Genomic DNA, 12,261 nt, shown 5'->3' with positions numbered 1-12,261 from the left:
TGGGGGGTGAACTTTTTCGGAGTTGCACAACAATGACAGTCCTTATCGACGCCTTGAACGGCGTTCTGTGGAATTACATCCTCATATACGGGCTTCTCGCGGTCGGTATTCTCTTCACCTTTCGCCTGGGCTTTCTACAGCTCCGCCACTTCCCCGAATTCTTCCGGGTCGTCTCCAAGTCCGAAACGACGGACAAACACGGCATCAGCCCCTTCCAGGCCCTGACCATCTCGCTCGCGTCCCGCGTCGGTACCGGCAACATCGCCGGCGTTGCCGTCGCACTGTCGCTTGGCGGACCCGGCGCCATCTTCTGGATGTGGGTCGTCGCGTTCCTCGGAATGGCGACGGCCTATGCCGAATCCACCCTCGCCCAATTGTACAAGGTCGAGAATGCCGAAGGCCAGTATCGCGGCGGCCCGGCCTTCTACATCGCCAGGGGTCTTCGTGCTCCCTGGGCAGGCAGCCTCTTCTCGATCTTCCTCATCCTGTCCTTCGGCCTTGTCTTCAACGCCGTGCAGGCGAATTCGATCGCCGATGCGATGGAAGGGGCTTTCGGCTTCGACAAGCTGTCGGTGGGCATCGCTGTCGCCATCCTGGCCGGCATCATCATCTTCGGCGGGATCCGTCAGATCGCCCGCGTCGCGGAAGTCATCGTGCCCCTCATGGCCGGGCTCTACCTGCTCCTGGCCATCGTCGTCGTGATCATGAACCTGTCGGAGATCCCCGGCGTCCTTGCCTTGATCTTCAGCCACGCCTTCGGGCTTCAAGAAGCCGCCGGCGGCGTCACCGGCGGTGTCCTGGCCGCGATGCTCAACGGGGTGAAGCGCGGCCTCTTCTCGAACGAGGCGGGGATGGGTTCGGCACCCAACATTGCCGCCGTCGCAACGCCGCAACCGCACCATCCATCGTCGCAGGGTTTCGTGCAGGCGCTCGGCGTCTTCATCGACACCATCGTCATCTGCACCTGCACCGCCATCATGATCCTTCTGTCGGACGTCTACCAGTTCGGCGGCGCGATCGAAGGCGCCACGCTGACGCAAAATGCGCTGAGTGAGCAGTTCGGTGCCTTCGGACTGTATTTCATTGCAGTGGCAATCTTCTTCTTTGCCTTCACTTCGATCATCGGCAACTTCGCCTATGCCGAAAATGCGATGGCCTTCCTGAGCGCCGATGGGAAGGTCCCCATGACGCTCCTGCGGCTCGCTGCCATGGCCATGGTCGTCTGGGGCGCCTATGAAAGCGTGGCGACCGTCTTCAACGCTGCGGATGCGTCCATGGGACTGATGGCAACCATCAATCTTATTGCGATCGTGCTCCTGTCGGGTACGGTGGTCAAACTGACCCGCGACTATTTCCGGCAGCGTGCAGCGGGCAAGTCGCCAGTCTTCGTAGCGGACGATTATCCGGAGCTGCAGGGCCGCATCGATAGCGATATCTGGTCAAAATGACGTCTGATGGTGTTCCGGTACCGGAACACCATCTCGCACTCTGCATAAGCATAGATTCTTTGTGAGCGTGTTGACGCAGCTCGCTTTAGCCCGCTATCCCGCTGGTGATAATTGGGGATCTGTGCTTACGTGGCAATAAGCTTAACTCTGCTATTCATCATTTCGGGCTTGTGCTTCTGGCTTCTGCGCCTGACCGGTGCGCGGCTCGGCACGGCGGCAGCGCTCATCCCCTTCGCCCTGTTCGTCTGGTTTATCCTCTATCTGCCGGACATCGGCAGTGGGTTCGAAGTCGTCGAAGACATCAGCTGGGTGCCTTCACTCGGAGTTTCGCTGACCTTCCGGCTGGACGGGTTCTCGCTGCTGTTCACCCTTCTGGTAACCGGCATCGGAACCCTGGTCGTCCTGTATGCCAACGCCTATTTCGCCGATGCGCCGGCCACCCGGCGCGCCAGCTTCATCGGCCTGATCCTCCTGTTCATGGCGGCGATGCTCGGGACAGTATGGTCCGACCATCTCATCGGCCTCTATGTGTTCTGGGAGCTGACTAGCCTCTTCTCCTATCTCATCATCGGCTTCGACGCCGCCAAGAAGGATGCGCGCAAGGCGGCCCTGCAATCGCTGATAGTCACCGCGGGCGGAGGACTGGCGCTCTTCGGCGGTATCCTCCTGATCGGCCTGACGCTGGATACCTGGTCCCTGTCGCAGATCGCCATGCGCGGCCCGGAGCTTGCCGCTTCGCCGCTCGCACCGGCCATCCTGGTGCTTGTGCTTATCGGCGCATTCACCAAGTCTGCGCAGTTCCCGTTCCATTTCTGGCTGCCCAACGCCATGGCCGCGCCGACCCCGGCCTCGGCCTTCCTGCACTCGGCCACCATGGTCAAGCTGGGCGTCTACCTTCTGGCCCGTTTGGACGCCCCCTTTTCCGCCATGCCCGCCTTCGGGCCGACGCTCGTCTTCTTCGGGGCGCTGACGCTGCTGGTCGCCGCGCTGCGCGCGCTGATGCAGGGCGGCTTCAAGGCCATCCTGGCGCAGTCGACCGTTGGCTCGCTCGGCCTGCTTGTCATGCTCATCGGCCTCGGCGGCACTGTCGCCAGCGTTGCGGTCGTCACCTTCATCCTTGCCCATGCGCTGTACAAGGCGGCCCTGTTCTTCTGCGCCGGGACGGCCATCCATGCGACGCACCAGCCCGACATCCTTGCCATGCGTGGCCTCAGCAGGCGCCTGCCGCTCACGGCAACGGCCTGCGTACTCGCGGCACTGGCGATGGCCGGCCTGCCGCCTTTGTTCGCCTTCATCGCCAAGGAGACGATCTTCGAGGCGATGCTGGGCGATCGTGCGGGTTACTTGCTCCTGGTCGCCGCAGTCGTCGGCAACGCGGCCTTCGTGATGATCGGCCTGACGGCGGCGCTGCGGCCCTTCCTACTTGGCTCGGGAGCCCCATCGAAAATCTATCACGGGGAATCGCCGGGCCTCGTCGCCGGGCCGCTGCTGCTCGGAGCGGCGGGCTTTCTGTTCGGCCTCTTTCCCAATGTCGCCGAACCGCTGACCAATGCGGCGGCCACGGCGATCGCGGGCCAGGAGGTCGCCTTTTCGCTGTATCTCTGGCACGGCGTCACGCCCATGCTGATGCTCAGCCTTGCCGTGGTGGCGCTCGGCGTCCTGCTCTACCTGGCCTGGCCGCTAGCCGTGCGCCGGCTCGGCAGCAATGTGGTGCTGGCCAGGCTCCTCGGCGACGCCGGATACAACCGCCTGTTCGAGGGCACGCTGGCGCTGGCCCGCCTGTCCACCCGCATGCTGCAGAATGGCGACCAGCACCGCTATACGGCGATCGTCCTAGCCACGGTCCTGGCCGTGTCGGCAGGGACGCTGGTTCTGGTCGCACCGTCGATGCAACTGGACCTGTCCATGGAAGGCTTCCGCCTAGCGCCGACCGCCGTGCTGATCCTGATGGTGGCCGGCGGCATGATCGCGACACGGGTGCGCTCGCTTCTGACCTCCGTCGTTTCCATGGGCATGATCGGCTTCGGCTCGGCGCTGATCTTCCTCCTGAACGGTGCGCCCGACCTCGCCCTGACCCAGTTTTCGGTCGAAGTACTGATCGTCCTGATCCTGACGGCGCTTCTTCTGCGCACTCCGGTTCGACTCGGTCATTCGCGCACCCGTTCCGAACGGGTCATGGATGCGGCGATGTCGGTGGGCTTCGGCCTCCTGCTCTTCGCCGGCCTCCTCGCCATGACCGGCGCGCCGCTCGACCTAAGCCTTTCCGAATTCTACGGACGCGCCTCCTATGCCGAGGCCTATGGCCGGAACGTCGTCAACGTCATCCTGGTGGACTTCCGCGCCCTCGATACGATGGGGGAAATCGCGGTGATCTGCCTGGCTGCCATCGGCGTCTGGGGAATGCTGCGTGTCCGTGGCGCGCATCGCAGGGGGAAATCCGCATGAGCTCGCTCGTCCTGTCGGCGATGTCCCGCATCATTTTCGTGATCATGTTCGCGGTATCGCTCTTTATTCTCTACCGTGGCCACAACTTCCCAGGCGGTGGCTTTGTGGGCGGCCTCGTGGCGGCTTCGGGATTTGCGGTTCTGGCACTTGCGGATGGCGCGGCGTCCGCACGCACGGCCTTGTATGTCCATCCCGTGGCACTAGCGGGTTGCGGCCTGACCATGGCCATTGTCAGCGGACTGCCGGGCCTGGTGACCTCGTCGTCCTACCTGACCCATTGGTGGCTGCACATCGGAAACTTCCACGCCGGCACTGCGCTTTTCTTCGATATCGGTGTCTATCTCGTCGTGATCGGCGGCGTCATGGCCATGGTGCTGCGCTTCTACGAGGAAACCGAAGCATGAACCTGATCTACGCGCTGGCGATCTCGGCGCTGGCGAGCTGCGGGGTCTACATGCTTCTGTCGCGCCACGTCATCCGCATCATCATCGGCGTCGCCATCCTGTCGGCGGCGGTCAATCTGGTGATCCTGTATAGCGGGCGGATCGTCAGCAGCCTTCCGCCCATCATGCCGGCCGACATGTCGGAACTGGGCATGGACACCGCAAACCCCCTGCCGCAAGCGCTGATCCTGACGGCCATCGTAATCGGCTTTGCCTTGACGGCTTTCGCATCGGCGCTGGCGCTCCAGCTCATGCGCTCGAACGGAGCCATCGATACGCGCGATCTGAACGACGCGGAGCGCCTCGGCAGCCCCTTCGACGCCGAGGAGCACCGTTGATGGGGGGCATGATGATGACGAACGCCGTCCTCTGGCCGGTCCTGGCGCCAGTGCTGGCCGCTGGCCTGACGGCGCTTCTGTGGAATTTCCGCAAGGCGCAGCGGATCGTTTCCCTGCTGGGCACGCTGGCGACGTTCCTCGCCGGTCTTTACCTGTTGCGGCGGGTGGATATGGATGGCGTCGTGGCCGTCCAGTTCGGTACCTGGGCAGCACCCTTCGGGATCAGCTTCGTGGCGGATCGGCTGGCCGCCGCCATGGCCGCCATCACCGGCCTCATGGCCCTCGCAACGATGATCTTCGGAACGGCCGACATCCGGCAGCGGGAAGAACGCGCCGGCTTCCACCCGCTCTTTAACGGGATGCTGGCGGGCGTCAACGGCGCCTTCCTGACGGGGGATATCTTCAATCTCTATGTTTGGTTCGAGATCATGCTCATCACGGCGATGGGCCTGCTCGCGATCGGCCGGACCCGCGCCCAGCTCGACGGCGTCTTCAAGTATGCCGTGCTGAACCTTTTGTCGACGCTCCTGTTCCTGATGGCCGTCGGTATGCTCTACGGCGTTTCCGGCTCGCTCAACATGGCCGATATCGCCCTGAAGCTGCGCGGCGCGGAACCCTCCCTGACGCTCGTCATCGTGGGCGTCCTCCTGTTCTGCGGCTTCGGCATCAAGGCGGGCTACTTCCCGCTGTTCTTCTGGCTTCCGGCCTCCTACCACACGGCGTCGATTACAGTGGCAGCCATCTTCGCCGGCCTTCTGACGAAGGTGGGCGTCTATGCCTGCTTCCGGGTCTTCACCCTGATTCTGCCCATGGAGACCTCTGGCCTCGGACCGGTGATAGCGGTGATCGCGGCCGGCACCATGGTGTTCGGCGTATTCGGGGCCGCGGTGCAATGGGATGTGAGGCGGATCCTGTCCTTCCACATTGTCAGTCAGATCGGATACATGCTCCTGGGCCTAGCTCTCGCGACACCCGCAGCGCTGGCGGGCGGCATCTTCTATATCGTCCACCACATCGTCGTGAAGGCGAACCTGTTCCTGATCGCCGGCGCCATCCATCGCGGCTCGGGCAGTTTCGATTTGCGCAGGAGCGGCGGCCTCCTGGCGGCCCACCCCATCCTGGCCGTCCTGTTCCTGATTCCCGCTTTGTCGCTGGGAGGCATTCCGCCCTTGTCGGGCTTCTGGGCCAAGTTCATGGTCATCGACGCTACGTTCAGCGCGGAGCGCTGGTGGCTTGCGGGCCTTGGGCTCTTCGTCGGCCTGCTCACCCTCTATTCGATGAGCAAGATTTGGGCCGAAGGCTTCTGGAAGCCCGCACCGCAGTGGCAGAAGCGCAGGCGCGCAGTTCCGGCGCCCTTCTACGCCGCGATCATGCTGCTGGCAGCCCTGACGGTCACCATCGGGCTCTTCGCGCAGCCATTCGTGGCCTTTGCCGAAGCGGCCGCCCAGCAGTTGGTGGACCCCACCCAGTACATCGAAACAGTGTTGGGCATGAGGATCGGCTGATGGCAAACTCGCTCGTCTCGCGCATCGCCGCCGGCTCGGAACTTTTCATCGTCTTCTTCCGGGAACTGATCACGTCGTCATGGGCGGTCGCACGCGCCGCCTTTGCGCGAGACCCGGCAACGCGCTCGGCGATCGTGGCCGTGCCCATCACGCTGAAGACGGACCTCGGCATCGCAACGCTGGCCAACATGATCACCCTGACGCCGGGCACCTGCTCGCTGCATGTCAGCGATGACCGCAAATGGATCTACGTCCATGCGCTCGATGCGCCGGACCCGGAGGGTCTCGTCAGCGGCATCGTTTCGACTTTTGAGGCGCGGATACGGAGGGTGGAACTATGATCGAACAGCTCGATCACATACTCAGTATAGTAAACGCCACGCTCGTCGCATTGCTGGTGGTTCCGCTGGCCATGACCTTCTGGCGCATGGCGCGCGGTCCCGGCTTTGCAGACCGGTTCATCGCTATCGATATGCTAACGGGCATTGCTATCACCCTTGCGGCCCTGACGGCCGATCTGACGGGCCGCCGCGAATTCTTGGATGTAGCAGTCGGCGTCGCGCTCATCTCCTTCGTGGCGACATGCGCCTTCGCGGCCTTCCTGGAACGGAGACTTTGATGAGCGCACTGCTTCTCCTCTTTGCCGTCGTCTTCAAGCTGATCAGCGTCGCCTTCATCTTCGCGGCCGCCCTTGGCCTTATCCGCTTTCGCGATCCATTCCAGCGCATGCATGCCGCAACCAAGGCGGGCACGGTCGGCGCAATCTTCGCGATCCTCGGAACCATATGCTCGATGCAAGGTGTCGGTCCAACAATTATTGGTGCCTTTGTCATAGCCTTCCTGTTGCTGACCGTTCCAATTGCAGGCCATCTGCTCGGCCGCGCGGCCTACACGTCGGGCGAGAAGATCGATGGACTCCTAGGCGATGACGCACTTTCCAGCGTGATCGAGCGGCAGGGATCCTCACTTGAGGAACGGATCGCAGTCGAACGGGAGCGCTAGGCCGCGTACATCATCGACTGTATCGAGGATTTGAAGGTGCGGACGCGACCCGGCCCGTTCAGGGAAGAGGCGAATCCCGGCGCAGTTTTTTCGCGCACGCGTCCAGCCTTTCGGCCTTGGATGCCTTCTGAGCATCAATCCGGTCCTGGTGGTGACGCCGGGTGGACCAGAATGCAAAGGCAATGAAGGCTGCGACGGCAACAATGACGAGAAGGTCGATCAGGGTCATGCATAGTGTCTCCGACGCTGGCGGCCCGACCAACGTTTTTCCAAGACCTGCATCCGCCCTTTAGCGCCTGCACCCGGCGTGGATATCGAACGCTTCCCCGCCTTTCGGCAAGATCGCCTGTTTCAAGACTGTGTGAAGGCTGCACGGCCGCAGCTACTCTTTTAATTCTGGGCTCTCGAGCAACCTGCGTGATCAAGCCGTAAAGTCTGCACCGTGTATCATCGGCATCGCGCGCCTCGGTATATATTGCAAAGGGCTGCTGTAGGCGGCATGTCTAATCACCGCCTTGTAGAGCGCATTGGGTGGCTGTGCGCAGCAATTCTCGACGCCAACGATGAGATGGGCCCAGCCGCCCGTTTTGTTGTCGACCCAACTGCAGCTTCAGCATCATCGAACGAGAAATCGTATCTTCGGAACTACTGGCTTGGCTGCTGCCGCGATGTAAAAGGTCGCCAGCGAGTACGTTTCAGTTAATTCGCGGTTGGATACGGAAAAGGCCAACATCCAACGCGAATAGCTGAACTCCGCAAAGAGCTAGCTGCAGAATTGCAAGCTTTTAAGCTTGTAAGCTTTCACGAAAATTGTGAGAACATAACCCGCTCGGCGCGCACCTCTGGGATGAGCTCGGCATGTCTGAGTGATCAAGCGAGAGTGCAATTCGCATGGACGTCTCGACTATATCAATATCTCCGGCGTCAATCACCACCGAAGCAAGAACGGCGAGAACGGTCTGACGAAACGTTGTTCTCCCTCAACAACCAAAATAAGGGTGCGCTGCAGCTGTTCGCGGGAAAGGGCTGAGCGTCCGGTTTGCAGCAAAGGCGGAGTTTGCCTAACGGTCTGAAAAGGGGCGCAAAGCAGTCATAGCGGCCGACCCCAATCAGCGCCGGCACTTGTTGTAACGTCAGCATTTAGGCGGATGGCCGGACGTGTCACTTTTGGCGAATTTGAACCAGATGTGACGGCGGTGCCGTGTCGTTTGGCACCCAACCTCAGGGTATACCGTGACGCGATAGATCTCTGCACTAGCCATCTACAGTGTAGGCGGCTCGCTTTGTGTTTAAGATCCCTTCTTTGGACGAAGGATCGGATGGCTCCCTTCAATGTCACGTTCCATGAAAAGCCTACCCTCCTCAACTGTCAGGCGCGCGTGATGGATGGCAGTCCGGCGCGCCGCAACGGTTTGCGGGCCGGTCGCCTGTACCAGTTCGTCCCATTCCGGGTGTGTAAAGTAAAAGAGCGCCGCATGACCGTCGAAGGCCTCGACATCGGCATGACGCACATAGCGTCGGTCGCCGGAATCGGCACCTGGCAGATCTCCGATCATGCCCTGCCTATGCCACTTGAGGCAATCATCGGATCGGTAGACGGCCTGCCCTCGCCATTCGTCGACGATCATCCAGTACCAACCGCCGAGCTTAAAGACATTCGGCCCTTCATGAGGCGCAGCGTTCGGCAGCCCGGCGATCACCCTGCCCTCGACCGTCCATGAAAACAGATCGCGGCTGGTAGCGCTCCAGGTGCTGGAGCCGTCTGCTTCATCCTTGTACCACATGCGCCAGAGGCCATCGGGGCAATGGAAGATGCAGGCGTCGATAACCCGGTTGCTGGACAGCTCGACCGAACCATGGCGTGTCCAACGCGCAAGGTCGGGACTGGTCAGATGGATGATTGAGCGGTCATGGCCGGCGGTCGTGGAGTCGGGTGAGCCTTCGATATAGGTCAGGTACATATGATAGACGTCGCCGTCGCGGATGATTTCGGGCGCCCATTTGGTGTTCCGGCCCGGATGGGCAGGATTGTCGAGACCGTCGACCGTGCCGCGATAATGCCATGACGCGCCATCGTCGGGCGACACCGCCACCCCGATCTCCGTGCCGTGAATCCACTTTTTTCCACCTGCCACCGAGGGGCGGCGGTTGGTGTAGAACATCCACCAGTCACCGGTCTTCCGGTTCCGGATAACGGTCGGGTCGGCTGCACCATCCTCGAGCGGATCGCGAAAGATTTGCCTGGACACGGAAAGCCGACCCTAGTTTTCGTTGTTGTCGTAGACGCGAAGCAGGCGGCCGTCCGGCTGCTCCATTAAACGACTCGGGCGCCCGGCCAGCGCCGTCACCTCACGGATTGCCGCACGGTTTGTGTCGAGCCGCCCTTCGCCCGCGTCTTCCGTCGAAAGAACGCTGTCTTTCAACAGGCGCGAGTAGGCATGTTCGGGAGCATCCAGAACGGCGCGCGCCGGCCCCATCTCCACGATGCGGCCCCGTTGCATGATCATCAGCCGGTCTGAGATGTAGTAGGCGGTCGCCAGATCGTGCGTGATGTAGATGACCGATACGCCATGATCGTCCCGCAGGCTTCGCAGCAGGTTGACGATGCTCATCCGAAGCGACGCATCCACCATCGACACTGGCTCGTCGGCAATCAGCAGGCGCGGGTTGGGGATCAGCGCCCGGGCGATGGCCGTGCGCTGCAACTGGCCGCCGCTCATTTCATGAGGGAAGCGGCCACCGATCTCGGCCAGGCTCAGACCCACCTTTTGCAGGGCGGTATCGCTTGCTTGTGCGATCACCTTGCGGTCCCTCGTCTTCAGGAAGCGGCGCGCGGTGCTTTCAAGATAGCGATCCACGCGTTTCAGCGGGTTGAACGCCTCGAACGGGTTCTGGAACACGGGCTGAACATGCGACATGTACTCCAGCCGCTTGCGCCGCCCGTCCTTGCGGCTGACACGCTCTCCGCGAACGCGGATTTCCCCTTCGGTCACGTCTTCGAGACCAAGGATCATCCGCGCCAGCGTCGTTTTTCCGGAACCGCTTTCCCCGATGATCGTGAAGATCTCAGGCTTGTCGGCGCTCAACGAGAACGACGCATCGTTCACCGCGTTGACGATACGGCGCGCCAGCAGGCCGCCGGTGGAGAAGCGTTTGTAGACGCCGGCAACATCGAGCAAAGTGGTCATGCCGAGACCCCCGCGCGATGGGCGCTCCCGACCAGTGGCTTCACATCCTGCCAGCGCCAGCAGGCCGTTCTGTGGTCGCGCGCCACCGTTTCGAGGGGCGGCACGCTGCTGCGGCATTTTTCTACGGCCAGAGGGCAGCGCGGATGAAAGCGGCAGCCGCTCGGCGGATTGGAAAGGTTGGGCGGCCGGCCCTCCAGCGAGGGTCGCTGCGACGTGTCGCCGATCCGCGGCAGGCTGGCCACCAGATGCGCGGTATAGGGGTGTTTGGGTGCGAAGAACATGTCCCGCGTCGGGCCGTCCTCGACCAGCTTGCCGGCGTAGACGATGCCCACCCTGTCGGCGATATTGGCATGAACGCTCATATCGTGCGTCACGAAGATCACCGATGCGCCCATGGCCTTGCGCAAGTCCCGGATGAGGCTAAGCACTTCCTTCTGAACGACGACATCGAGAGCCGTCGTCGGCTCGTCGGCCAGAATGAACTGCGGGTGGCACACCGTCGCCAGCCCGATCGTGACGCGCTGGCGCATGCCGCCGGACAGTTCGTGCGGAAAGGCCCGCAGAACATCCGGCCCCAGGCCAAGCATCGCCAGATGCTCCGTGACGCGCGTCCTGAATGGCTCACCCTTCAGACCGAGCGGCCGGCTGGCGAAATCCTCGAAGGTCTTGCCGATGCGCCTTACGGGATTGAGCACGCTCATCGAGCCTTGCATGATGTAGGACAGGCGCTTCCACCGGATGGCGTCCACCTGTTCGGGCGATGCCTTCGTCAGGTCGATGCACATATCGCCGAAATCATAGGCGACCGTACCGTCCACAACCCGCATGGGTGGGCGTATCGCGGCCGCCAGCACCTTCAACAGGCTCGACTTGCCGGACGAGCTTTCGCCCGCGATGCCGTAAACCTCGTTGCGGCGCACGGCCATCGTCAGGCCGTCGACCGCGCGGACCTCGCGGTTCACGCCGAAATAGCCCATCTGATAATAGGCCTTGAGGCCCTCCACCGTCAGGATATTCTCGCTCATGGCCCTCAGCCCCCCATCCTGCGCAGCCGGCTTCGCGGATCGATATATTCGTTGGTGCTGACCGCCAGCAGAAACAGGCCAAGGAAGGTCATCATCACCAGAATGATCGGGATGACGAGCCACCACCACACGCCCACGACCATGGCCGAATGCGAGTTGGCCCAATAGATCACCGTACCGATCGTCGGTTCGTTGATATTGGTGAAGCCAAGCACCGCCAACGTAACCTCCAACCCGATCGACCAGAGCATGTTGTTCATGAAGGTCGAAAACACGATCGGCATGACGTAGGGCAAATGCTCCTGCGCCAGCACGCGGGGTGTCGACATGCCAGAAAACACGGCATGCCGCGTGAACTCGCGGTGTTTGAGGCCGATCGCGACGGAGCGGATCAGCCGCGCATCGTAGGGCCAGCCGAAACAGGCCATCAGCAGTGCAAGGGTGAAGCTGTCCATGCTGTCGCGCAGGACGAAGTAGAACAGTACGAGCACCGGAAAGATCGGCAGAGCAAGGAAGATATCGTTGACGAACATCAGGGCCCGGTCCACCCAGCCGCCGAGATAGCCGGATGCAAGCCCGACGCAGATGGATATGATCCGGCTGATAAGCGCCACGGTGAAGCCGAAGATCAGGCTGTTGCGGAACGCGAACGACAGTTGCCAAAACAGATCCTGACCGCGTGAATTGGTGCCGAACCAATGCTCCCATGAGGGCGGCTGATCGGGGATAACCGTATAGAGCATCGCCGGATCATTGGGCGAAAACAGGCTGGCGGCCGAGAAGAGGATGATGGCGCCCAGCAGAAGAAGACCGAACGCAAATTCGATATTGTATCGGATGAGGTCGCGCAGGACAGCGAACATGCCG

Annotated in this window: 13 protein-coding genes; 8 read left to right on the top strand and 5 right to left on the bottom strand. The window is 62.0% G+C overall.

Translation table 11 applies throughout. The features are described from left to right. Nucleotides 1–32: 32 nt before the first annotated feature. From IGS74_RS10925 to mnhG, 8 genes are all read left to right on the top strand, one after another. Nucleotides 33–1,448: an alanine/glycine:cation symporter family protein gene (locus IGS74_RS10925; RefSeq protein ID WP_192386147.1), complete on the top strand. Its 1,416-nt coding sequence runs from the start codon at nt 33–35 to the stop codon at nt 1,446–1,448. Nucleotides 1,449–1,577: 129 nt separating this feature from the next. Beyond that, nucleotides 1,578–3,893 carry a hydrogen gas-evolving membrane-bound hydrogenase subunit E gene (gene mbhE / locus IGS74_RS10920; protein ID WP_206688143.1) on the top strand — a complete coding sequence of 772 codons (2,316 nt, stop codon included), beginning with the start codon at nt 1,578–1,580 and terminating at the stop codon, nt 3,891–3,893. Next, a complete protein-coding gene (locus IGS74_RS10915) occupies nt 3,890–4,297 on the top strand; it encodes an MnhB domain-containing protein (protein ID WP_192386146.1) in 408 nt (135 codons plus the stop codon). Before mbhE ends, IGS74_RS10915 begins: the two co-directional genes overlap by 4 nt. Next, nucleotides 4,294–4,674 carry an NADH-quinone oxidoreductase subunit K gene (locus IGS74_RS10910; RefSeq protein WP_192386145.1) on the top strand — a complete coding sequence of 127 codons (381 nt, stop codon included), beginning with the start codon at nt 4,294–4,296 and terminating at the stop codon, nt 4,672–4,674. The genes IGS74_RS10915 and IGS74_RS10910 overlap by 4 nt, the downstream gene beginning before the upstream one ends. Then, complete coding sequence (locus IGS74_RS10905; RefSeq protein ID WP_192386144.1) at nt 4,674–6,179, top strand: Na+/H+ antiporter subunit D; 1,506 nt, start codon at nt 4,674–4,676, stop codon at nt 6,177–6,179. The genes IGS74_RS10910 and IGS74_RS10905 overlap by 1 nt, the downstream gene beginning before the upstream one ends. Then, nucleotides 6,179–6,520, top strand: coding sequence for a Na+/H+ antiporter subunit E (locus IGS74_RS10900; RefSeq protein ID WP_192386143.1), 342 nt, complete (start codon nt 6,179–6,181; stop codon nt 6,518–6,520). Before IGS74_RS10905 ends, IGS74_RS10900 begins: the two co-directional genes overlap by 1 nt. Then, nucleotides 6,517–6,798, top strand: coding sequence for a monovalent cation/H+ antiporter complex subunit F (locus tag IGS74_RS10895; RefSeq protein ID WP_192386142.1), 282 nt, complete (start codon nt 6,517–6,519; stop codon nt 6,796–6,798). Before IGS74_RS10900 ends, IGS74_RS10895 begins: the two co-directional genes overlap by 4 nt. After that, nucleotides 6,762–7,181: a monovalent cation/H(+) antiporter subunit G gene (mnhG, locus tag IGS74_RS10890; RefSeq protein ID WP_206688142.1), complete on the top strand. Its 420-nt coding sequence runs from the start codon at nt 6,762–6,764 to the stop codon at nt 7,179–7,181. The genes IGS74_RS10895 and mnhG overlap by 37 nt, the downstream gene beginning before the upstream one ends. Nucleotides 7,182–7,239: 58 nt before the next feature. Here the strand turns inward: mnhG and IGS74_RS10885 are convergent, their stop codons facing one another. The 5 genes from IGS74_RS10885 to IGS74_RS10865 all read right to left on the bottom strand — a co-directional run bounded on the left by IGS74_RS10885 (nt 7,240) and on the right by IGS74_RS10865 (nt 12,257). After that, complete coding sequence (locus IGS74_RS10885; RefSeq protein WP_192386141.1) at nt 7,240–7,410, bottom strand: hypothetical protein; 171 nt, start codon at nt 7,408–7,410, stop codon at nt 7,240–7,242. Between the two features lie 1,060 nt (nt 7,411–8,470). After that, nucleotides 8,471–9,343 carry a family 43 glycosylhydrolase gene (locus tag IGS74_RS10880; RefSeq protein ID WP_192386140.1) on the bottom strand — a complete coding sequence of 291 codons (873 nt, stop codon included), beginning with the start codon at nt 9,341–9,343 and terminating at the stop codon, nt 8,471–8,473. 99 nt (nt 9,344–9,442) lie between these two features. Beyond that, entirely contained in the window at nt 9,443–10,369 is a 927-nt protein-coding gene (locus IGS74_RS10875) for an ABC transporter ATP-binding protein (RefSeq protein WP_192386139.1), read from the bottom strand. Beyond that, nucleotides 10,366–11,394, bottom strand: a complete 1,029-nt coding sequence (locus IGS74_RS10870; protein WP_192386138.1) for an ABC transporter ATP-binding protein — start codon at nt 11,392–11,394, stop codon at nt 10,366–10,368. Before IGS74_RS10870 ends, IGS74_RS10875 begins: the two co-directional genes overlap by 4 nt. Nucleotides 11,395–11,399: 5 nt before the next feature. Further along, complete coding sequence (locus IGS74_RS10865) at nt 11,400–12,257, bottom strand: ABC transporter permease (RefSeq protein ID WP_192386137.1); 858 nt, start codon at nt 12,255–12,257, stop codon at nt 11,400–11,402. Nucleotides 12,258–12,261: the final 4 nt, after the last annotated feature.

Source organism: Aureimonas sp. OT7, assembly GCF_014844055.1.
GTDB lineage: Bacteria > Pseudomonadota > Alphaproteobacteria > Rhizobiales > Rhizobiaceae > Aureimonas > Aureimonas altamirensis_A.
This window is presented reverse-complemented; position numbering and strand designations above follow the sequence as displayed.

Bases quoted from the DNA above. Each gene is read 5' to 3' on its own strand.
- IGS74_RS10915 (WP_192386146.1), top strand. From the start codon at position 3,890: ATGAGCTCGCTCGTCCTGTCGGCGATGTCCCGCATCATTTTCGTGATC.
- IGS74_RS10885 (WP_192386141.1), bottom strand. From the start codon at position 7,410: ATGACCCTGATCGACCTTCTCGTCATTGTTGCCGTCGCAGCCTTCATT.
- IGS74_RS10895 (WP_192386142.1), top strand. From the start codon at position 6,517: ATGATCGAACAGCTCGATCACATACTCAGTATAGTAAACGCCACGCTC.
- IGS74_RS10880 (WP_192386140.1), bottom strand. From the start codon at position 9,343: ATGTTCTACACCAACCGCCGCCCCTCGGTGGCAGGTGGAAAAAAGTGG.
- IGS74_RS10905 (WP_192386144.1), top strand. From the start codon at position 4,674: ATGGGGGGCATGATGATGACGAACGCCGTCCTCTGGCCGGTCCTGGCG.
- IGS74_RS10865 (WP_192386137.1), bottom strand. From the start codon at position 12,257: ATGTTCGCTGTCCTGCGCGACCTCATCCGATACAATATCGAATTTGCG.
- IGS74_RS10875 (WP_192386139.1), bottom strand. From the start codon at position 10,369: ATGACCACTTTGCTCGATGTTGCCGGCGTCTACAAACGCTTCTCCACC.
- IGS74_RS10900 (WP_192386143.1), top strand. From the start codon at position 6,179: ATGGCAAACTCGCTCGTCTCGCGCATCGCCGCCGGCTCGGAACTTTTC.
- IGS74_RS10925 (WP_192386147.1), top strand. From the start codon at position 33: ATGACAGTCCTTATCGACGCCTTGAACGGCGTTCTGTGGAATTACATC.
- IGS74_RS10870 (WP_192386138.1), bottom strand. From the start codon at position 11,394: ATGAGCGAGAATATCCTGACGGTGGAGGGCCTCAAGGCCTATTATCAG.
- IGS74_RS10910 (WP_192386145.1), top strand. From the start codon at position 4,294: ATGAACCTGATCTACGCGCTGGCGATCTCGGCGCTGGCGAGCTGCGGG.
- mnhG (WP_206688142.1), top strand. From the start codon at position 6,762: ATGCGCCTTCGCGGCCTTCCTGGAACGGAGACTTTGATGAGCGCACTG.